Genomic DNA, 21348 nt, shown 5'->3' with positions numbered 1-21348 from the left:
ATACAGATCACTTATGGTCGCGACCGTGATGGTCGTGCGCAGGAACGAATTTCTGCGCGCGCTTCCCGGTATCAACTTCCGCGGTGTAGATATTACCTTTCGAGTCCCTTGCGAGGTTGTGAATCCAGTGGAACTGGCCGGCATAACGCCCATTACGGCCGAAGGTGTTCGCTGTTGCGCCCGACTGCCGGTTGAGGATCCAGACCTTGTTGTTCTCGCCGTCAGCATTGTAGAGATAACGCTGGCGCGGATCGACCGACAGGTCGAGGTCCCAGGTGCTGCCGTTGCCCAGCGTATCGCGTTCGACGAAGAACTCCCTGACGAAGGTGCCGGTTTTCTGGAACACCTGGATCCGGTTGTTGACCCGGTCGCACACATACACCAGGCCGTCGTTTGCGATCCGTACGCAGTGCACCGGATTGCGGAACTGGCGGGCCGGCGCAGCGCTTGGGTCGTACGGACCAGGTGCGACGTCGTTTGGCACACTGCCGTAGGCGCCCCAGTGCCGCTTGTACCGGCCGGTCGTGGCGTCGACCACCAGCACGCGCTTGTTCTGGTAGCCGTCAGCGATGTAGGCTTCGTTCGTGGCCGGATCGACCTCGATGTCGGCCGGTTGGCCCAGCAAGGGAGTACCGTTCAGGCCGCCAGTGGTGGCATTGCTGCCGCCGGTCAGGCCGGCCTTGCCGATCTGCAGCAGGAAGGTGCCGTCACGGCTGAACTTCAGCACCTGGTGGTTACCCGCGCCATTTCCGGCTATCCACACGTTATCGTTGTGGTCGACGAAGATGCCATGCTCGTTGGTCGGCCATTCACAGCCGATCGCCGGCGTGCAGCGGGTGGTCAGGAAGCCCGGGTCGGCCGGCCCGCCCCATGCGGCGAGCAGGTTGCCTTCGCGGTCGAAGCGCATGACCGACGGCGCCGGCCGGCAGCAGTCGGAGCGCGGCGGGGTCTGCGCCGCACCGGCCTCATCCTCGGTGAGCGAACCTGGACGCTGGATGATCCAGATGTGGTCGCGACGGTCGACCGCCACGCCGGCCACCTGGCCAAGCAGCCACTTGTTTGGCAATACCTTGGGCCAGTACGGATCTACCTTGAACTCGGTCCCGTCGGACTGTTTTTTCGCAACATCGTATTCCGACGCGAGCGCCTGTGAACCGAGGGTCATTGACAGCGTTACCGCCAATCCCACTAAAAGCCTTTTCATTGTTACCTCCATGTAGCGTAGGTTCTGCAAAGTCGGTTTTTGCTTACCGCGGCGGAAGTTCACCGAGTCGTCAGGCTGGTGCGGGAAGAACGGAATTGCCTGAAATGCAAAGATGCATAAATCTTGCAGGAAATAATGCAAAGCACTGAGTTTTCGCATAGCCTGTTGAGCCAATATACTTTTGATTACATGTCCGAATTCGATGTGGCTCAATGAAGCGACTGGGTCAAACAGGAACTACCTGGCGCAAAAGCGAGCGCATGAAGCGGCTCGGCAAGCGGCTGGGCAGCCGGGGACCAACGATGCCAAGTTAGCGGCCATAGTGGAACCTTGGCGCGGCAAATCGATGAAGTAGTAGCAGGCTAGGCGTGAAGAGTGAAAATCCTTGTGTCGGGGCTTCGGTTTGCCCCCCACGGCCGAGCCACTCATCCGGCGCGCCCCCGGGCGCTGATCTTGTCCATGGATAAAATCTTCACGCTCTCGATCAGCTGCATTGCCGGCGCCTATCTTTCGCAAGCCTATCGCTTCGAACTTGCGCTCGCTGCGGAATCGACCCTGGATGAACTGGCCTCGTACATCCTCGACGTCGTCGACTTCGAAGGCGACCATCTCTCCAGTTTCCACCTGGCGAACGGTCCGGGCGGCAGGCGAACCTGGCTCACGGCGCGTGGCGCATGGGACGAAGACGATGAGGAAGCCCGGGATCTCCGGCTATGCGATCTTTATCCCCTTGAAAAGCACAAGAAGCTGTATTACGACTACGATCCGGGCGCGAGATGGTGTTTCGAAATCGTCAGGAAAGGCCGGGCCACGAACGCCGTGGCCGGGCAGGATTATCCCTGCCTGTTGCGGGAGGAAGGCGTAAAGCCCCTGGAGTATGGCGCCGATGGAGTTGATGGCTTCTGACAGGTGGTCGGTTCGGAAGCGAAGCTTTCTTTGCTGATCGGCTCGTCGGCATGCCGTTTTCCTTCACTTGTTTGCCCACCTTGACTTCCCCTCCCCGCGCACTAGGCTCATAGGATCGACACGCCGTGGCATGCGCGTTTGCGATTGCCGGCGGGCCGACGCACGAGGAGGCTGCCATGAATGCACAGGACAACAAGCGGATCGTGATCGAAGGCTACCAACTATTCCAGGCCGGCGATATTCCGCATCTGCTGGAGCGCTACCACGACGACGCGCTCTGGATCGAACCGGACGCGGAATACGTTCCCTTCGCCGGCAGGCACAACGGCAAGGAAGAGATCGCCCGGTTTTTCCAGACACTCGACGCCGAGGCGCAGGCGCTGCGCTTCGAGCCGAAGGAATTCATTGCCGAAGGCGACAAGGTGGTCGTCACCGGCGAGGCCACCTGGCTGTGCAAGCAGACCGGGCGCAGTTACGACAGTCCGTGGGTGCACGTGTTCACGCTGCGCGACGGCAAGGTGGCGAGGTTCGAGAGCTTCCACGATACCGCCGCGGGCGAGCGGGCGTTCCGGCCGGACCAGCCGGGACAAGCGGCGGCCGGGGCGCCGATGCATCATTGAGTGAGAACGGCGCATAGACCTGTAGGGTGGGCGGCTATACCCCGGAGACATGCCTACCTGCTGCCTGATTGCCGCCCACGCGTTCAACCACACTTCGACACCTCGCGACGGATCGCCTGCTGGTTGAACGCGTGGGCGGCGCACATGCAGCCGATGATCATCGTTCAGGGTGGAGCCGACCACCCTACGCCCCCACTTACTTCGTCACGACCTTCAACTGCTTGACGTCGAAACTCGATTCGCCAAACGTCTCCTTGTCGAACTCGCCGGTCAGCTCGACCACGGTGTTGTGGTCGATGGTCACGCCGGCCGGGAAGTGCTTGGCGTCGATCTCGACCGTGATCTTGCCGCTGGCGTCGGCGAATTCGTAGTCTTCGCCGCCCTTGTGGCTGAGCAGCCTGCCTTGCAGGCGGGCGTACTGGTCGTCCTTGCCGTTGTCGAGCAGGGCCTTGGCGGTCATCAGCGGAACACTGGTCGGGCCGGCGTAACCTGCAGACGGCGCCGCCTTGTTCGATGGACCCGTGTAGCCGGTTGGCTGGGCGATGGCGAAGGCCGAGGCGGCGACGAGAGTGGCGATGGAGGAAATCTGGAAGAGGCGTTTCATGGTCGATCCTTTGTCTTGATGAGTGGATGGCCGCATGGGTGTCAGCCGGCACAGACACATTAGACCGGTCGCACATTAATGCGATCTTAAGATGCGCCCGCCGGCGGCCAGTCGAGCGTCACCCCCAGCCCGCGCCCGTCCAGACCCGGACCGAAGCCGAGCACAATCCCGTGCAGGTCGGCGATGCGCTGGACGATCGACAAACCGAGTCCGCTCCCGCCCTCTTCCTGTCCCAGCACCCGGAAAAAACGTTCGGTCAGGCGCCGGCGGCTGGCCTCGTCGACGCCGGGGCCATCGTCGCGCACGGCGATCCGGTCGTGGCCGGCATGGCGGTCGGCGACGACCTCGACCCGGCTGCCGGCGGGACAATAGCGCAGCGCGTTGCCGAGCAGGTTGCGCAGCATGATGCCGAGCATGTGCGGGTCGGCCGCGACCGCGTCGAGCGCGCAGCGCAGCGACAGCGCGATGCCGCGTTGCGCAGCCTCCATGGCGTACTCGCCCTGCAATTGCGCGAACAACGGCGGCAGCGCCACCGCCTGCCGGCCCAGTTGCGTGCGCGCCAGCGGATCGAGGCGCGCCAGCGTCAGGAGGCTGTCGACCAGCGCCGTCAGGCGAGTAATGTCCTGGCGCAGCTTCTGGAAGGATGCGGCCAGCGCCGGATGCTGGCGCTGCAGCAGTTGCACGTGCATGTGCAGCCCGGCCAGCGGCGTGCGCAGTTCGTGGGCGGCGTCGGCGGTGAAACGGCGCTCGGCCTGCAAGGCCATGTCGAGGCGCGCGAATACATCGTTGAGGGCGCCCACGATGGGCAGCAGTTCGCGCGGCTGGTCATCGATGACCACCTGCGCCAGGTCGTCCGGGGTCTTGGCGCCGATGGCGGCGGCGGTGCGGCGCAGCGGCGTCAGCACCCGCCCGATCAGCCACCAGCAGACCAGCGCCAGCAGCGCGAGAAAACCGAGCGCGGGCAGCCACAGCACTTCGGCCAGCTCTTCCAGGATGTCGAAGCGCTTGTCGGCTTGCTGGCCGACCTGTACTTCGAAGCGGCGCGCCTCGTCGCGCACGACAAAGACGCGCCAATGGTCGCCGTCGACGTCGAGATCCGTAAAACCGCTGTCGTCGTCGAACGCGCCGACAAACGGAGACGATGGCGCGCCCGCACTGCGCTGGAGCACGCGGCCGGCGGCGACCACCTGGTACTGCATGTCGACCTTGCGCACATGCTCGCCTCTCCGTGCGGGCAGGGGCGCCAGCAGGCCGCGCGCGTCGAGGTCGGTGGTGGCGGCCATCAGCATATAGGCCGACTCTTCCAGCGCATCGTCGAACACCTCGCCGGTTTCCTGCCAGGCGATCACGGTCAAGGTGCCCAGGCTGCCCAGCCACAGCACGGTGCTGGCGGCGAGGATCGCGGCGAGCAGGCGCCGCCGCAGCGACCAGGGGCGCGGCGCGTCAGCCCGCGTCATCTTGTTTTAACCGATAGCCGAGCCCGCGCACGGTGACGATGCTGTCGCTGCCGAATTTCTTGCGCAGGTTGTGGATGTAGACCTCGATGGCATTGCTTTCGACCTCATCGCCCCAGCCATATAAACTTTCCTCGATCTGGGCGCGGGTGACGATGCCGTTCTTGCGCAGTAACAGCGCGTACAGCACGTGGTATTCGCGGCTGGTGAGCGCCACCGGTGCGCCATGCAGGCTGGCCTGACGCGTCTCGAGGTCGAGTGCGATGCCGGCGTGCGTCAGCGCATTGCTGGCCTGGCTGGCGCCGCGGCGCACGGCGGCGCGGATGCGCGCCGACATCTCTTCGAGTTCGAACGGTTTGACCAGGTAATCGTCGGCGCCCAGGTCGAGCCCTTCGACCCGGTCGGCCAATGCATTGAAGGCGGTAATCAGGATCACCGGCACCGTATTGCCCGCCGTGCGCAGGGCGGCCAGTAAAGCGTCGCCGGACAGGCCGGGCAAGCCGCGGTCGAGCAGCACGCAGTCGTAATGGTGGGTCGCCAGGGCAGTTTGCGCCGAATCGCCGCGGCGCACCCAGTCGACCGCGTGGCCGTCCAGGCGCAGCCAGGCGTGGATGGTGTCGCCGAGGGAGGTGTCGTCTTCGACCAGCAGGATGCGCATGAGGTTTGTATGTGGCGGTCAGGAACCGCCAGCATGGGCCGGCAAGATGAAGCGCATCTTAAGAACCGCTCCCTACGCTTTCTTCAGCGCGCTGCCCTTGTGCGCCGCTTCCGCCCCGGTCTTGTCGCTGACGACCAGGTATTCCGGATTGTCTTTCGATGCGGCGACGTGGTGCCCCTTGATCTCGGTGGGCGCGGTCAGCTTCTTCTTGACCGTGCCGTGCACGGTGCCTTGCGGCGAATGCCATTGCACCTTGTCGCCGGCCTTGAATGTGTCCGTCATGATGGCTCCGAAAAGTTAGCGGAGCATCATTTGACCACGGATACCCGACAGCGCGGCGCGCCGTCTTACCACATCAAATCATCCGGAATCTTGAAGGCCGCGTACGGATCGTCTTCCTCGACCGCCGTTTCCGCCTTTTTCACGCGCACTACCAGCGAGGCATCGCGTTCGGCGATCTTGTCGGCGATGACGCGCGGCACCAGTTCGGTGCTGTCGCCCAGGCGCACGATGACCAGGCGGCCGGCCATCAGGTGTTCCTGGACCGCATTCGAGACGTGAATGCGTTCGATTTTGGTGCCGTGCGTGAAGTTATAGGCGACGTCGCCGTTGCCCTTGCTCTGGCGGTTCTTCTGCACCAGTTGCACGATCTGCGCCATGATCGCCTTTTGCTGGGCGGCGGCGTCACGCTGGGCGTTCAGTTCGCGCGCACGCTCGGCATTCTTGCGCTGCAGCTCGGCGGCGGCGAGCTTGGCCTCGTCGACCGATTCGGTACCGGTGCGGCGTTCGATCTTCTTTTGCTTGCTCTTGTCCTGCTGAACCTGTTTTGCCTTGTTTTTATTGACCAGGCCGGCTTTGAGGAATTGGTCCTGCAACGATGCCATTGTTGGCGCTCCTATAAATAAAAGGGCGCCGGGACGGAGCCGGCGCTGATTACCCGCAGCATAACAAGGAGCGGACCGCAGAACTAGTCCAATGCGTAGTCCAATGCGGCTTCAAGCTTGCTGCCCCGGCAACGGCAAGCCGTCGGTCACCGCCAGGTCCATCAGGGCGCCTTCGAGCACCATGCGCGCCTGGCCCGCCGCCAGTTCGAGCCGGCTGTGCAGCAGCGCGTCTTCCGGATTGCGGTTGGCGCACTGGGCGCTGTAGCGCTCGAAGCTGCCGAGCATGAGCAGCAGGTCGGTCAGGTGGCGCGGGCAATCGCAGCTGACGCGGTCGCCCGCGGCCGAGATGGTGGCGAGCGCTTCGTCGTCGAAACGGGGCGGCGTCACTGTGGGCGCCGCGGCGCCTTGCGCCGGCAGGCGCTGTCCGGCCAGCGCCGAGCGGCACAGCAACGCCAGTTCCCCGAGGTCGGCCGGCACGCGCGCGACCAGGCAGCCCTGGGCGCGCAGCGCGCGGATGGTGGCGCTGGCGCAGAAGCGGTACAGCACCACGGTGGCGGCGACGCCCACCGCACCCACCGTCTCGCGCGCCGCCGCCAGCAGCGGCAAGGCGTTGTCGTCGAGTTCGGACAGTTCGACCACCAGCACCTGCGCATCGTTGGGCGTGTCCAGCTCCGCCACCTGCTCGAGGCGCACGCAGCTGGCGCGCACTTCCAGTCCGAGTCCCTGGCGTTCGGCCGCCACGCGCCGCGCCAGGCTCGGCCCGACCAGCACGATGCGCACCGGTGCGCCGGAGGCGCGCGGATCGCCGGCGCCGGCCGCGAGCATCGCCTGCAACTGTTCGCGCGCCAGGCCGGCCAGCACGCCGATGGCGTGGCCCTGGTCGACCAGCTGCTTCAACAAGCTCAGCCGTGCCACCTGTTCGGCCGAGTACAGGCGCTGGCCGTGTTCGGAGCGTTCGGCGTCCGACAAACGGTAGCGGCGCTCCCAGATACGCAGGGTTTCCACCGGCAGGCCGGCCAGCCGGGCGGCGGCGCCGCTGCGGTACATGATGCGGTCCTGTTCTTTTTTTAGCGGAGAAGTCATGGCTGATGTCCCGAGGTTGTCCCATTGATTTCCAATTATACGCGTCAGGCATTGGACAATCCCAATGACGCGTTCTACATTGCTGGAGGTTGCGCATGGCGTGGGCAAACGCGGCAGCGGCACCAGGAACGCCACCATCCGCGCTGCCGGATGGTGGCGTTTCGCTTTTCAGTCTCCTTGCTGCTGTATGCCAACTGAATTCCGGCATCAAAGCCATCGGCCTATACTTTTCCTACTTTTTCTCAATGATTACGCGAGGTTCGCATGCCGCATCTGGGTCTGGTCTGCATTACCGTTTCAAAAGACATCCGCTACCGCACCGTCACGCGCACGCGCCTGCATGCGCAATCGGCCGATGCCCAGAACAAGATTCTGGAAGACATCTACCGGGACAATTTGCAGACGCTCGACGCCGCCTTGCGCTATTGCGCACAGCACGGCATCTCGCTGTACCGCCTGCCCTCTTCGATCTTTCCCTTCGCCGACACGCCCGAAGGCCTGTCGATCCTGCAGACGCTGGCCACCAGCCTGGCGCGTACCGGCAAACGTGCGCTCGAGGCCGGCATCCGCCTGGTAATGCACCCGGACCAGTTCGTGGTGCTCAGTTCCGATTCGCCGGACGTGGTCGCCAACAGCATCAAGATCCTGCAGATGCACGCCGACATCATGGATTTGCTGGCCCAGCCGCGCTCGCCCTGGGCCCTGCTCGAAATCCACGGCGGCAAGGCCAACCGGGCCGATGCACTGGTGAAGTGCATCGCCACCCTGCCCGATGCGATCCGCTACCGGCTCGGGCTGGAGAACGACGAATACTCGTACAGCGCGGAAGAGATCCACGCCATCTGCCTGCGCGCCGGCGTGCCGATGGTCTTCGATGCCCACCACCACATCGTGCACGAAGACCTGCCCAGCTACGACCACTCGAGCGTCGAGGACATGCTGCTGAAGGCCCGCGCCACCTGGGCCGAGCCGGCGCACCAGCTGGTGCATATCTCGAACGGGCGCAGCGGTTTCAATGACCGCCAGCATGCCGACCTGATCGATACCATGCCGGGCTGCTATGCCGCCGCGCCGTGGATCGAGATCGAAGCGAAGTCGAAGGAAGAGGCGATCGACGGGCTGCAACCCTGGCTGAAATCACTTGCCCAGCCGATAGACAATAACGCAAAGTTATAAAATATGCACCATATTGGTGCAACATGTAACCAGCTGTCGCCGTTTTGTCGGAAATTCTTACATTTTCTTATCAAAATTTTCATCTGATAAATATTCTCCTTGGAAATCAACGACATAGTTTCTTGGCACGCTAAATGCATACTGTGCAGCGTCGGTGAGTAGTATTGCCGCGAAACACTGAAGCAGCGCAAAACGCAAAACTCGAATTCCAGCGCTGCCTCAACGTCTAAAACTACGGAGGTGGATCAGATGATGAAGAAAGCACTTGTTGCATTAGCATTTTCCGGTATGGCCCTGTCGGCCCAGGCCGCAACCTTGCTGTCGGAAGGGTTCGACAACGTTGGCAACCTGACGTCGCAAGGCTGGGTACTGAGCAATGCCAGCGCGCCACCTGGCAGCACCAGCTGGTTCCAGGGCGTCGAAACCATCTTCCCTGCCTATAGCGGCGACGCCGGCAGCTATGCTGCCGCCAACTACAACAATGCTGGCGCCGGCGGCATCATCAACAACTGGCTGATCACGCCAGAGTTCGCAACCGGTGCGACCGGCGCCACTGTCTCGTTCTGGCTGCGCGCCGCTGTCGACCCTGGCTTTAGCGACCAGCTGTCGTTCGGCTTCAGCAATGGCAGCAGCGCCCTGAACGCGTTCTCGATGTCGACCCCGGTGACCATCGGCACCGACGGCTGGGTGCGTTACGCCTTCGACGTCGCGGCTAGCGGCAACGCCCGCTTCGCCGTGCAATACACCGGCAGCGCCGATCTCGCCGCCTATGTGGGCATCGACAGCCTGAGCATCGACGCCATCGGCGATGCCACCGCTGTCCCAGAGCCAACCACCATGGCCATCCTGTTCGCCGGCGTCATGGGCCTGGCGATGTCGCGCCGTCGCAAGCGCGGCTGATCGATACGGTTTACCCAAGCCGGAGCGCAATGCGCTTCGCACACCTCAATACCAGGAGATAGTCATGTCCCAGAAACATCAGTCCGGCCAGCGCCTGCTGTGCGCCGCCGGCATCACCCTGGCCCTGCTGGGCCTCGTCAGCCAGTCCGCCGTCGCCCAGGAAGCGCCGCTCCAGTCGAATGACGCGCTGACCGTCGTGCGCGACGCCGACACCGGCAAGCTGCGCAACGCCACCGCCGCGGAAGCGACGGCACTGCGCACGCAAGCGGCGAACAACCTGCGCATGGCGCCGCGCGTCGCACCGCAAACGCCACTGCAGAAATTCCACGTCAGCGGCGCCCGCGGCGCCCGCCTGACCGACGAGTTCGTGACCTCGTCCGTTGCCGTTCGCAAAGCCGACGGCAGCATCGAAATGCAATGCTTCGACTCGCACGACGCGGCCAAGTCCGCTGTCACCGTCGGTCACGTCCACACCAACAAGGTTGAAACGGAGTAAACATGCGCACCAATCAATTTTCGCGTAACGCCGTGCGCTCGCTGATCGCCGCCGCCTGCGCCCTGTCCTGCCTGGCCGCGGAAGCCGCCACCATCCGCATCCAGAGCCGCGACGCGGCCGGCGTCGGTTTCAACGACCCGACCCCTGTCGCCCCGATCGGCGGCAACACCGGCACCACGCTGGGCCAGCAGCGTCTCAACGTCTATCGCTACGTCGCCGACATCTGGGAACGCAACCTGAACAGTAACGTCGAGATCGTCGTCTCGGCCGCGTGGGAAAACCTGACCTGCACCGCAACCTCGGCCACCCTGGGCAGCGCATCGGCCTGGAACATCTGGCACGATTTCCCAGGCGGCAAGCCTGGCACCTGGTATCCACAAGCCCTGGCCAACAAGCTCGCCGGCACCAACCTGAGCGCGGGCCAGCCTGATACCACTGGCTACGACAACGTCGACATCAAGACCCAGTTCAATGCCCGCCTCGGCCAGCCAGGCTGCCTCGACAACAGCCCGTTCTACCTGGGCCTGGACGGCAATGCCGGCAGCCAGGTGAACTTCGCCGCCACCCTGCTGCACGAACTGGGCCACGGCCTGGGCTTCTCGGTGACCAGCGTGAACACCTCGAACGGTTACCGCATCAACGCCGCCGGCACCGCCTACGTCGCCACCGGCGGCCTGCCGAGCGTGTGGGAAGAGTTCATGTACGACAACACAGCCCAGAAGAGCTGGTTGAACATGAGCTCGAACGAACGCCGCCTGTCGGCCATCAACCCGCTGCAACTGGCCTGGACCGGTCCGAACGCCGTCGCCGGCGCCTCCATCCTGGCCCCGTTGCCGATCGTGAAAGCAACGAGCCCGGCGGGCAACGTGCCGGTCTCGCTGTACAGCGCGTCGCCGTTCGGTCCTGCGCCAACGGTCGGCAAGCTCGGCGCGCTGGCCAACGTGGCCCCCCAGGCTGGTGAACTGGGCCATGCCTGCTCGGCGTTCGACGCCGCCAACACCGCCGCCGTGCGCGGCAAGGTGGCGATCATCGACCGTGGCGGTTGCAACTTCACCGTCAAGGTGATCAATGCGCAAAACGCCGGTGCAGTCGCTGCGATCCTGGTCAACAACGTGGCCGGCACCTTCACCCCGGGCGGCGCCGATCCAGCCGTGCGCATCCCATCGGTGGGCGTGACCATGGAAGACGGTGCAGCCCTGAAGGCAGCCGTCGTCAACGCCGTGAAATACGGCACGCGCAGCGCGCCAGGCACCGTGATGGCATCGCTGGCCACCGACCCGACCCGCAAGGCCGGCGCCGACCTGGCAGGCCGTCCGCTGCTGTACACGCCGAACCCGCTGATCGGCGGCTCGTCGGTCTCGCACTGGGACGTGTCGGCCTTCCCGAACCTGCTGATGGAACCGAACATCAGCGCCGACCTGACCCTGCAAGTGTCGCCGCCGAAAGACCTGACGCTGCCACTGCTGAAGGATCTGGGCTGGTAATCGGAAGGGCGTAACAGCTGAGCAGTAAAGCAACCGGGCGGACGACGCGAGTCTCCGCCCGGTTTTCTTTTGGCCGCAGCCACCTTGGCCCCCCATCAGGCGCTGCGCTTGACGATCACCGCCTCCAGGTAGTCCGACGGCACCACCATCGATGCGCTGCCATCGGTATTGGTGCGTTTGAGCAGGGCCAGGATGTCCTGTTCGAGCGCCGCCTGGCCGGCGCTGTCGAGTGCGGCGAAGGCCTTGTTCACGGGACCGTAGTAATCGCGGAACACCTGCAGCCAGTGCGCCGCCGACGCATAGCGGAACGTAAAGCTGCGGCGCGCCGTGCGGATGTCGGCGGAGGCTTCCCCGAACAGTTCGCCCAGGTAGGCCTCGGTGCCCCACAGCAGCGACGACATGACGCCCGCCGGTGGCGGCACCGCCTTGCCCACCAGTTTGAACAGCTGGCCGACGAAACTGTCGGGCGTCCAGCTGGCCAGCCCGATGCGGCCGCCCGCGCGCACCACGCGCAGCAGTTCGCCGGCACTGCGCCGATGGTCGGGCGCGAACATCACGCCGAAGGTCGACAGCGCGACGTCGAAACTGCCGTCCGCATAGGGCAGGTTCTCGGCGTCGGCCACCTGGAACGCGATGTCGAGTTCCTCGGCGGCGGCGCGTGCCCGCCCCTTCTCGAGCAGGGCCGGCACGTAATCGGTCGAGGTGACGCGCGCCAGCCGGTGCGCCGCCGCCAGCGACGCGTTGCCGTTGCCGGCGGCGACGTCGATGACGGTCTCGCCGGCGCGGATGTCGGCGGCCTCGGCCAGCGTCTCGCCGACGATCTGCAGGGTCACGCCGATGATGGCGAAGTCGCCGCTGGCCCAGGCCGCCTGCTGGCGCGCCTTGATGGCGGCATAGTCCGGCTGCGCGGCGCCGCGCCCGGCGCTTACGCCCGGGGTCGATTGCGTTGTCTTGTCCATGGTGTCATCCTCCATTCTCGAATTGAATGTGCGAGTATTTGAGTATGGTGTGCGCGGCAGTGGCTCGCTTGACCGGGCGTCGGCGCGTTTTGCCCGCGCATCCTGATACGCCATGCAAACCGATACCCTCTCCGACGTGCTGCGTTCGGTGCGCCTGCGTGGCGCCGTCTTCTACCAGATCAGCTTCCCGAGCATCTGGTCGGTCGAGGCGCCGCCGATGCGCGAACTCGGCCGCCTGCTGTTCCCCGACGCCGAGCACGTCATGGAATACCACGTGCTGACCAAGGGCGACGGCTGGGCCTGCGTGGCCGGCCTGAAGCCGGTGCGCATGCGTGCCGGCGACGTCGTCATCCTGCCGCACGGCGACGGCCACGTGCTCTCGAACGACCCGGCACGGCAGCCGGCGCGCATCGATCCGGCCTGGGTCGCAGCCACGCGCGACGCGCCGAAGCCGATCCCGGTCGTATTTCATTCGCAGTACGAATTTTCCTGGGGCGAAGCCGCGGCGCCGGGCGACACGGTGCTGGTCTGCGGTTTCCTCTCCTGCGACCGCCACCCTTTCAATCCCCTGCTCGACTCGCTGCCGCGCCTGCTGCACCTGCCGGCAGCGAACAGCGTGACCGCGCACAGCGAACTGGGCCAGCTGGCCCTGCGCGCCGACCGCGGCCAGCCGGGCGCCGCCGCCCTGCTCGAACGCGCCAGCGAAACCATGTTCATCGACGCCCTGCGGCGCTACCTGGAATGCCTGCCGGCCGGCAGCACCGGCTGGCTGGCCGGCCTGCGCGACCACCAGATTGGACGCGCCCTGGCCCTGATCCACCGCGCCCCGGCGCGCCCCTGGACCATCGACGACCTGGCGCGCGCATCCAACCTGTCGCGCTCGGTCTTCTGCGCCCGCTTCCTGCGCCTCCTGGGCCAGCCACCGATGCAATACCTGGCGCGCTGGCGGATGGAAGCGGCTGCCGGCCTGCTGCGCGGCGGACGCGCGCCGGTGGCCGCGGTCGCGCTGGAGGTCGGCTACGAATCCGAAGCCGCCTTTGCGCGCGCCTTCAAACGCGAAACCGGCACCTCGCCGGCACGCTGGCGGCGCATGCAGCATGCGCACTGAAGTTTTTTTGTTCTCGAAAACTATGGACGAGCTGGAACTTCATGCTAAAATCGCCGCCTTGGCCTGGTAGCTCAGTTGGTAGAGCAGAGGATTGAAAATCCTTGTGTCGGTGGTTCGATTCCGCCCCGGGCCACCAAGAATATCGTTCACGCAACGCCCACTCATGCAAGTGGGCGTTGTCGTTTGTGGGATCCCACAGTCCTCGTGTCGGTCCATTTCTGGATTTGTCCCCGCGCCCTCGCCCCCCGCACTCGTTTCTGACGAGTTCGGGCTATACGGGGAACGGGTTCGGCGTCAAATATGTATCAATCCGGCACGTCCGGCTTAGTGCGAATTTGTTGATAAACGGCTCGCATCAAATGACTCGCAGCAACGTTTCTAAACGCCTCGTCATTCATGAGACGAACGAAAATATCCTCGTTGCCATCCATACGCTCAATGAATAGATTTTCAAGCTGCTTGTTAAACACTGGCTCGAAATTTTCTATGCTGTTGGCCATGACGGCCTGCCGCAACTGGATATTAGCCACTGCAGTTTCACGGACCTGATCGAAGAAAAGCTGATCAGCGGGAGTGAACTCCGTCCCGAAGCGCTCATTGAGCTTGCCAACTAAGGTGGACAGCTGAACGTCCTCGTCTGCTTGACCTGTGCCCACATCGGTTGGCCCATAAAGCGCCTCAGCTTCACCAACTTTTAGATCGATGGCCCCTTCGCTGATCTTTTGCAGTCGGTAATACTTGAGCTCGACCTCGTCGTCGACCTGGACTGTCCGGTTGTCCGTGGTGCGAGGCAGCTTGGTCAGAAGGAAACGGGCGTAGGTGTACAGCTTCTCGTGATCGGAGTCTTGGTAAGGCACGATTTGAGAAACAAAGCTGTACAGATTGCGGAAGCTGACCAGCTGCCCCCTGAACAGGTTCTGGTCCTCTTCCCCGAGCTTCTTGAATCGCTCAATCGCCAGATCGAGCAGGCCATTCAATTTCTTATGCTCGCCGCCAGTGGGGTTCAACCTGTTGCGGAACCAGATCTCGCACCAAGCGCTGACCTCTGCCTCAGTGTAAATCTTCCAGCCACCCAGCGTATGTGCCAGTGTGTTGAGCTGTTGCGGATCGGTGTCCTCGCCCTTGTCCGTCGTCTCATAATAGGGCTTGAAGGCGGTGTAGATGTCCTCAGGCTCGTTGACAAAATCGAGCACGAAAGTGTCGGTCTTGCCTCGTGTTGTGCGATTCAGGCGCGACAGCGTCTGTACCGCCTGGATGCCGGATAATCGCTTGTCGACGTACATACTGTGCAACAGTGGCTGGTCAAAGCCCGTCTGGTACTTCTCGGCCACCAGCAAAACTTGGTATTCCTCAGTGTTGAACTTCTCCGGCAGCTCAGATTCCTTTATGCCGTGGTTCATGCTCACTTCGGTGAATTTCTTGTCGGCGAAATCTTTGAGCGTGATTTCACCCGAGAAAGCTACCAGCGATTTCACATCGGTGTAGCCCTTGTCCTTGATGTACTTGTCGAACCCCAGCTTGTAGCGCACAGCGTGTTCGCGCGAGCCGGTCACCACCATCGCTTTGGCCCGACCGCCAATCTTGTGGCGGGTATGGGTGCGGAAGTGCTCAACGATCACTTCAACCTTCTGCGCGATCTCGTAGTCGTGAAACTCGACGAACCGCGCCAATGCGCGGGCGGCCTTACGGCGCGGCACCTCCGGATCAGCCTCTACCTTTTGGATTAGCTTGTAGTAGCGCTTGTAGCAGGTGTAGTGCGCCAGCACGTCGTGAATGAAGCCTTCCTCAATGGCTTGCCGCATGCTGTAGTGGTGGAACGGCGCTTTGCCGTTTGGGCCGGGTTCATTGAAAACGGCCAGGGTCTTGAACTTGGGCGTTGCGGTGAAGGCAAAGAAACTCAAGTTGGGCTGTTTGGCGCGCTTGAGTTGTTCGCGCAGCAGCTCCTTCTTCGCCTCTTCGCTCAAGGCATCGTCATCCATATCCAGCAACTGCTCGGCAATGGCGGATTCAATTCCGTCTTTGTTTAAGATCTTGCGCAGCTCCATCGCAGTTTCACCACTTTGCGAACTGTGGGCCTCGTCCACGATCACCGCGAAACGCTTGCCAGCTGTCGAAATGGCCACCCCTTTGCCGCTGGCCTCCATCGTGCGGAGCGCTTGGGTGATGAAGGGGAATTTCTGGATGGTGGAAATGATGATCGGCACGCCATCAGCCAGCGACTTCGCCAACTGCTGCGTGTTTTCGTCGATCTTCTGCACCACGCCCAGCTTGTGCTCAAACTGGAAAATCGTGTCTTGCAGCTGTTGGTCCAGCACGCGCCGGTCAGTGATCACCACCACCGAATGAAAAATCTTCTCGTTGTTGGCGTCGTGCAGGCTAGAGAGCCGGTGCGCCAACCAAGCAATCGAGTTTGATTTGCCTGAGCCAGCAGAATGCTGGATCAAGTAGTTGTGCCCTGAACCATGTGCCTGGGCGTGGTCGGTCAGCGCCCGAACCGCATCCAACTGGTGGTAGCGCGGGAAGATCATTGACTCCTTGCGGTGGCGCTTGATACCCTTTTCGGTGACGATGGTCTTTTCCTCGACATCCAGGTGGACAAAGCGGGCGAGGATGTCCATCAGGCTGTCACGGGTCAAGGCCTTGTGCCAAAGGTAGGTGGTGCGTACATCTCCCACCATTGGTGGGTTGCCCGCACCATGGTTGTACCCGAGATTGAAGGGCAGGAAGAACGTGTCTTTGCCTTCCAGCTTGGTGGTCATGAAAACCAGCTCAGTATCCACCGCAAAATGCACCAGACAACGCTGCTTGAAGGCAAACAACAGTTCCTTGGGGTCGCGCTCAAATCGATACTGGTATTTCGCGTTCTCCACGTTCCAAAGCGTGGCCGACATCGGGTTTTTTAGCTCCAGCGTGGCCACGGGCAAGCCATTCACCGCCAGCACCACGTCGGGTATCGCTCCGCTCTTGGTGTTCACCTGTCGCACGATGGTCAGGCGGTTGTCGTCGTAACGCTCGGTACTTGAGGGGTCCAGCCCAGTGTTGGGCGCAAAGTAGGCCAGCCGCACAGTCTTACCCACGCACTTGAAACCCTCGCGTAAAATTGTTAGCGCCCCTTTGGCGGCAAGCTCTTTTACTAAACTGTCCAGCAGCATCATAGGTGCTTTGGCCGCGTCAAGCTGGGTCAGGCGCGTCCAGATTCTTGGCTGCGTCTTCTGCACAAAGGCGACCACATCCGCCGCGAACAGCGCGGTTTCCGGGTCGTAGGTGGTGGGGTCACCCTTTTCGTAGCCTCCGCTGCTGATCAGCGCGTGCTCAATGTCGTTTTCAAAGTCGATTTCTTTGTGCATCACACATGCCCAAGAATAAGGTTGATATTGGAATTAATTGCATCCAGATTTAGCCCGGTGCCATTGCCCTCTTCAGTCAAAAGCAGAGTACCCACCGACTCGTCATCTTTCTTCTGTTGCGATAATGGACGGATCTTCGCCTTGAGATAGGCGGCTTCTTTTCGCTTCCAACGCGCTCTGTACTCATCGTCATCAAGCATGCCATTGTGCTCCCAGTACCACACGGTGCCAGCATCTTCATCGCGAATTGTGAAGTCCGGGTAGCGTTCAACCCCATCTAGTATCAAGGGCTGCTCATACTGGTACTTGATACCTGCACCCTTCAGTTTGGCCGCAATGATCCATTCCGATTTCGAGCGAACGAGCTCCCCGTTATCTGTCAGGTAAACCAGTTTTTTATCCAAAAAAACCGACTTGTTGCGAACCTTGATTTCAACCGGCGAAGATGGATCGAACAAGTTGGTCATTCGTCGGTTGATTTCCGATGCAGCCTCACGACTGAAGTGAAGCAGCTCCTTAAAATCCCCTTGATGCAGGATGATGAGCTTGTCTTTCTGTCGCGTCAGTGCCGTATAAAGCATCTCGCGTGACAGGTTGTGGCAGGGATTGGGAATCACCACAAACGTCGTACCAAATTCACTGCCCTGGGTCTTGTGTACCGTCAAGGCATAAGCAAGTTCTAGCGGCGGCGAGCTCTCCTGAGAATCGAATTCCCACGATTTGTACTTGTAAGCAACCCCGGGCTGTGAGGCCAACTCAACTTCGATTTCATACGGATTCCAGTTTCTTGCCTTCGTCTTACGGTGCCCAGTCACGATCCCGATATCCCCATTGGCAACATAGGCATCATCTTTTTCCGGGTAAGTTTCACGCTTGCTGCTGTTAACGACATTAATAACCTTGTCGCCGTAGATGATTCCCTCTGGACCAGCTGGGCTGGTGATTTTCCTATTCCAGCCCGTCTGCGCAGCCATCTTCAAGAAATTCTTCCTAAAGTGCTGCTGCAACGCACGGTTGATCGCAGTAACGCCTGCTTGCAACTGCTTGACCGGCGACAGGATCTGCCACGCTTCAGCTTTTTTCGATGCTCCCGGGCGGTCCTTGTATTCCGTGTTGAAAAAAACCGTTGCCCCTCCGTCGTACTCCGAAAATACCCCACCCAGAGACTCTTCGAACTTCACTTCGTCATGAATTGAATCCAGGGGTAGCTCGGTTTGTAGCTCTTGCAAAAGCAAGTCAAAAAGCTGGTCTGGCTTGTTCCATTGAACAAGCTTCACGAACTTCGATTGGCCGCTGATCACCGTCGTCCAGATCTCGTCAGCACCAGCATCTAGCGGTTGCCCGCTGAAAGCTTGGGCGAGCAGCACATCATCACGAGTTTTTCCTTCCGCAGGATCCTGACGCATCGTCACCGCCAGTTCGGCAAAACAGTCTGCAACTCGGGGCCATACACTGTCGATCATGTCCGGCTTAAGAAATTGGATGATGTCTACATAAGGACGGCCCGCGCCAATCGGCGGCAACTGTTTGGGGTCTCCTACCAGCACGAGTCGATCAACTCCCTCAACCGCATCCAATAATGCAGCAAGCTGCTCCTCGGTCAGCATCGAACACTCGTCGATAATAACGGTTCGATGGATCGCGGAACGATCGGCATCCTTATTGACGAAATAACGCCCGGTACTACCGTCGTAGCGCTCCCACTTGTTCAGGAATTGGGCAACCGTCTGGCCTCGCCCCTTCAAACCAGTCGTATGCTCCGCGCGAACGCGTGCCTTACCCGTCGGAGCCAACAACAAGATGCCACCATCCTTCACGCTTTCAATGCGACATAAAGCCTTGAGAAGCGTGCTTTTGCCTGTGCCCGCAGCGCCCATCAGCACGGATATTTTTGATTTGAAAATCACTTCCAGCGCAGCAGATTTTTCCTTGCGCGCCTTCAAATCACGTTCGCTAGGAGTGTCCTCAGGTGTTTCATAATTCTGCTTCTGCGCTTCTTCAATGACTCTATCGACCAAGATCGCCCAATCGTGGCTACCGGGGTTGGATTTAGCGTTCCTGCGCTTAATAATCTTGGTTTTGATGAGAACGGATGTCTCGACGAAACGATCAAGCTGGAACGCTTCCGTGCCTTCTTGCGCTTTGATGATCGCAATTTTTGGTGCCAGATCTTCTACGACGGCCAGCGCATCCATATCTAACGGGCAATCCGGCTGCAGAGCGCGATCGCGAATGCGTTGCACAAGCCAGCTTGCCATCAGATAGGTGTGGCCTTCGTCACAAGCGGCATCCTCCAATGTAAGGATCATGAGTGCACGCACCCGACGCTCATCAACTGCCTCACGGACTCGACTAGGCCCAGCAATGGGGAAGTCCATGCGAACCGATTCGGGCGGGAACAGACCACGGTCTACGATCTCGAAAGCAATCGGATCGACCTGCAAGCGATCGTCTTCATACACCAGATAAGGATTGCTCAGAATTGCTGCGTCATTCAATTCAATACCGGCCTTCTCACGCTCCGTCGATTGATACCAACGTAGAGCTTGCGAATCAGTTAGATTGAATCGTGCGAGCAGCATCAGGAGTGTGCGTCGTTCATCAGGGAGCTTTTCCCATTTCTTCCGCAATGTGTCGCCGATGCCGTCGCGCAGGTATTCTGGCAGAGTGTCGGGCGTCTTAAGTACATCACTCAATACCGGCCACGGGTCAAATTTCTCATCCTCATGGCTTGCCAGATACCAGGCGAGCAAATTCCCATGGGTGAAGCCAAAGGCATTTAGTGCGGCCCCCAAGCCGGGGAAGGCACCACGCACCTTCCACAGGCGGTTCAATTCCGCATCGATCCATGCCAAATAGTCATTCCAAGGAACTTCTGGCAGATATTGGCGCATCGCCTTGATGGCCTTTTCAATGCTCAGCAGTGATGCAATCGCACCGTCATGCGCGAGGTGTTCCGTGCCGTAGGAGTAGCTACCAAAGTATTCATTAGGTGCAAACGCTGTACATGCCGCAAGGTCGATTGACTCGTCGTTTTCTGCAGCCAGCAGCAATTGTTGGTAAGGCAGGAGAAAACCCTCCCCGCCTTGCGGGCGAATTGAATGTTCAATATTCCGTTCCCACAAAAATCCGCTTATTTTGCCTTTCGGTCGCTCGCCACCGACATAGTGATATTCGATTGGCGCACTCACCGACTTGATGCGCCCAACCCCAACGATGATTCGGCCAGCATCTTCAACTAGTGGCGTACGCTTGGCGTAGAAAAACACCAGCGATTCATCGGGCTTGGTGGCACTGAAGAACGTATCCAGAATGGCGCGTTGATTATTGCCTGCCTGCACCCAGGTTTTTGCGTCTTTTTTGTACGACGGATTCAGTGTCAGGTCCGGCTCACGATCAGCTTGATAGTCAAACTGCAAGGATTCTTTGAAGCCTCTTCCAACCCATTTATTCCCTTCCACTTGCTCGCGCAACATCCAGCGAAAAGGGATCGCAGCCGCTGAAAAGGGGCGAATCGTGTAGGGCGTTCCCGCAAAGTGGCCGTGGGTGACTGTCGCGCTTTCTGCGTAAGGGTGTTTCTTGTGCATCGAGAGCGGGAACGGAGCCATGAATGTACCGTGCTCATCCACGCAAGGCGGGCGTTTTTCGTGAGCTAAATCTTCTATGCTTTCGCCTGAGTGTGCGGTCTCAAACACATCATCCCGCCCAGTCGCGATGCGCGGCAGAATTGTACAACTCGTATTGGCGCAACACTGCTGGCAGATATTGCCCCGCCAGCCGGAGTCATGCCAAGGTACGCGGATGGTCAGATGTTGCACGGGCAGTTTTCGCGAACCTTCTGTCATGATTTTCCTTAACGAATAATCTCGATGTTGTTGTTATCCAGATCCGCAAGTGCCATGCCATTGAGGTCGGCATACCGATAGTGGCGAATCGTGTGATCGCGCTGCAGATACTTGCCATCCGCATCCAGATAGGGAGTCGGGTCTGGATGATTACTCAGCACGTACTTGGTGGCCTGAACGACGCTGCGCTTGGTGGTGTAGGCATTGATGGTGGCGTGCAGAGCCTTGAGCCAATCCACACTCGCTTTCAACTGATCCGGCACGTCGTGTGGAATGCTCTCTGACTTGAACTCAAGGCAGTACACATACAGCTTACTTTTGCGCAGGTTGAATACAATGAAGTCACAGCGCTTCGACCAGGGCTTGGCGGTATCGTCCAGAAAGTGGAATAGCGGCAAGGTAGAGCCTTTTTTGTTCTTGGCGTCCAGCCTGATCACTAACGTCTCGCCCGTAGTCTGCAGGCTCACCTTGTATTCAATGGGCTTGCTGCCGCTTTGGCCAAACACTTTCTCCTTTAACACAGCCTCGCTGCTACTCGCCTGCGGCTCGCCGTAGTGGTTAATATTAAGATAGGACTTCAGACAATTGAAGTAACCCTGTGCATTCAACGCCATTTAGAC

Annotated in this window: 18 protein-coding genes and 1 tRNA gene; 8 read left to right on the top strand and 11 right to left on the bottom strand. The window is 60.8% G+C overall.

The genetic code is table 11. The annotated features are described in order from the left end of the window. Nucleotides 1-7: 7 nt before the first annotated feature. Nucleotides 8-1363, bottom strand: coding sequence for an NHL repeat-containing protein (locus IFT60_RS08345; protein ID WP_229510736.1), 1356 nt, complete (start codon nucleotides 1361-1363; stop codon nucleotides 8-10). Between the two features lie 300 nt (nucleotides 1364-1663). Between IFT60_RS08345 and IFT60_RS08340 the strand changes: the two genes are divergently transcribed. Continuing rightward, nucleotides 1664-2110 carry an IS1096 element passenger TnpR family protein gene (locus IFT60_RS08340; protein ID WP_192051491.1) on the top strand — a complete coding sequence of 149 codons (447 nt, stop codon included), beginning with the start codon at nucleotides 1664-1666 and terminating at the stop codon, nucleotides 2108-2110. Nucleotides 2111-2286: 176 nt separating this feature from the next. Further along, nucleotides 2287-2730, top strand: a complete 444-nt coding sequence (locus IFT60_RS08335) for a nuclear transport factor 2 family protein (protein ID WP_192051490.1) — start codon at nucleotides 2287-2289, stop codon at nucleotides 2728-2730. A gap of 196 nt (nucleotides 2731-2926) precedes the next feature. Here IFT60_RS08335 and IFT60_RS08330 read toward each other — a convergent pair whose 3' ends face one another. From IFT60_RS08330 to IFT60_RS08305, 6 genes are all read right to left on the bottom strand, one after another. Further along, on the bottom strand, nucleotides 2927-3334 hold the full coding sequence (locus IFT60_RS08330; RefSeq protein ID WP_192051489.1) for a YgiW/YdeI family stress tolerance OB fold protein: 408 nt from the start codon (nucleotides 3332-3334) through the stop codon (nucleotides 2927-2929). An 86-nt stretch (nucleotides 3335-3420) separates the two neighbouring features. Continuing rightward, entirely contained in the window at nucleotides 3421-4791 is a 1371-nt protein-coding gene (locus IFT60_RS08325) for an ATP-binding protein (RefSeq protein WP_192051488.1), read from the bottom strand. Next, entirely contained in the window at nucleotides 4778-5446 is a 669-nt protein-coding gene (locus IFT60_RS08320) for a response regulator (RefSeq protein ID WP_192051487.1), read from the bottom strand. The genes IFT60_RS08325 and IFT60_RS08320 overlap by 14 nt, the downstream gene beginning before the upstream one ends. Before the next feature lie 72 nt (nucleotides 5447-5518). Beyond that, complete coding sequence (locus IFT60_RS08315) at nucleotides 5519-5728, bottom strand: hypervirulence associated TUDOR domain-containing protein (protein ID WP_192051486.1); 210 nt, start codon at nucleotides 5726-5728, stop codon at nucleotides 5519-5521. A gap of 65 nt (nucleotides 5729-5793) precedes the next feature. After that, entirely contained in the window at nucleotides 5794-6330 is a 537-nt protein-coding gene (locus IFT60_RS08310; protein ID WP_192051485.1) for a DUF2058 domain-containing protein, read from the bottom strand. A 111-nt stretch (nucleotides 6331-6441) separates the two neighbouring features. After that, a complete protein-coding gene (locus IFT60_RS08305; RefSeq protein ID WP_192051484.1) occupies nucleotides 6442-7413 on the bottom strand; it encodes a MerR family transcriptional regulator in 972 nt (323 codons plus the stop codon). Nucleotides 7414-7677: 264 nt separating this feature from the next. Between IFT60_RS08305 and uvsE the strand changes: the two genes are divergently transcribed. The 4 genes from uvsE (at nucleotide 7678) to IFT60_RS08285 (ending at nucleotide 11469) form a co-directional block, all read left to right on the top strand. After that, complete coding sequence (gene uvsE, locus IFT60_RS08300; protein ID WP_192051483.1) at nucleotides 7678-8589, top strand: UV DNA damage repair endonuclease UvsE; 912 nt, start codon at nucleotides 7678-7680, stop codon at nucleotides 8587-8589. Nucleotides 8590-8838: 249 nt separating this feature from the next. After that, on the top strand, nucleotides 8839-9489 hold the full coding sequence (locus IFT60_RS08295; protein WP_192087943.1) for a choice-of-anchor J family PEP-CTERM protein: 651 nt from the start codon (nucleotides 8839-8841) through the stop codon (nucleotides 9487-9489). Between the two features lie 64 nt (nucleotides 9490-9553). After that, the gene (locus IFT60_RS08290) at nucleotides 9554-9985 is read left to right on the top strand and encodes a post-PEP-CTERM-1 domain-containing protein (protein WP_192051481.1); all 432 of its coding nucleotides are present in this window, start codon (nucleotides 9554-9556) and stop codon (nucleotides 9983-9985) included. A gap of 2 nt (nucleotides 9986-9987) precedes the next feature. Next, nucleotides 9988-11469: a PA domain-containing protein gene (locus IFT60_RS08285; protein WP_192051480.1), complete on the top strand. Its 1482-nt coding sequence runs from the start codon at nucleotides 9988-9990 to the stop codon at nucleotides 11467-11469. Nucleotides 11470-11564: 95 nt separating this feature from the next. On the opposite strand, the gene IFT60_RS08280 is transcribed toward IFT60_RS08285, so the two are convergent. Further along, the gene (locus tag IFT60_RS08280) at nucleotides 11565-12428 is read right to left on the bottom strand and encodes a class I SAM-dependent methyltransferase (RefSeq protein WP_192051479.1); all 864 of its coding nucleotides are present in this window, start codon (nucleotides 12426-12428) and stop codon (nucleotides 11565-11567) included. A 112-nt stretch (nucleotides 12429-12540) separates the two neighbouring features. On the opposite strand from IFT60_RS08280, the gene IFT60_RS08275 reads away from it, so the two are divergent. Both IFT60_RS08275 and IFT60_RS08270 read left to right on the top strand, forming a co-directional pair. Continuing rightward, entirely contained in the window at nucleotides 12541-13536 is a 996-nt protein-coding gene (locus tag IFT60_RS08275) for an AraC family transcriptional regulator (RefSeq protein ID WP_192051478.1), read from the top strand. Between the two features lie 60 nt (nucleotides 13537-13596). Continuing rightward, nucleotides 13597-13672 (top strand) — tRNA-Phe (locus IFT60_RS08270). Between the two features lie 169 nt (nucleotides 13673-13841). On the opposite strand, the gene IFT60_RS08265 is transcribed toward IFT60_RS08270, so the two are convergent. The 3 genes from IFT60_RS08265 to IFT60_RS08255 are packed head-to-tail and all read right to left on the bottom strand — an operon-like array spanning nucleotide 13842 to nucleotide 21342. After that, on the bottom strand, nucleotides 13842-16883 hold the full coding sequence (locus IFT60_RS08265) for a type I restriction endonuclease subunit R (RefSeq protein ID WP_192051477.1): 3042 nt from the start codon (nucleotides 16881-16883) through the stop codon (nucleotides 13842-13844). Beyond that, nucleotides 16883-20728, bottom strand: coding sequence for an AAA family ATPase (locus IFT60_RS08260; protein WP_229510735.1), 3846 nt, complete (start codon nucleotides 20726-20728; stop codon nucleotides 16883-16885). Before IFT60_RS08260 ends, IFT60_RS08265 begins: the two co-directional genes overlap by 1 nt. 8 nt (nucleotides 20729-20736) lie before the next feature. Further along, nucleotides 20737-21342, bottom strand: a complete 606-nt coding sequence (locus tag IFT60_RS08255) for a hypothetical protein (protein ID WP_192051476.1) — start codon at nucleotides 21340-21342, stop codon at nucleotides 20737-20739. Nucleotides 21343-21348: the final 6 nt, after the last annotated feature.

The organism is Massilia sp. CFBP 13721 (assembly GCF_014842025.1).
Lineage (GTDB): Bacteria > Pseudomonadota > Gammaproteobacteria > Burkholderiales > Burkholderiaceae_D > Telluria.
The sequence above is the reverse complement of the archived record's forward strand: the minus strand, read 5'-3'. Positions and strand labels throughout refer to the sequence as shown.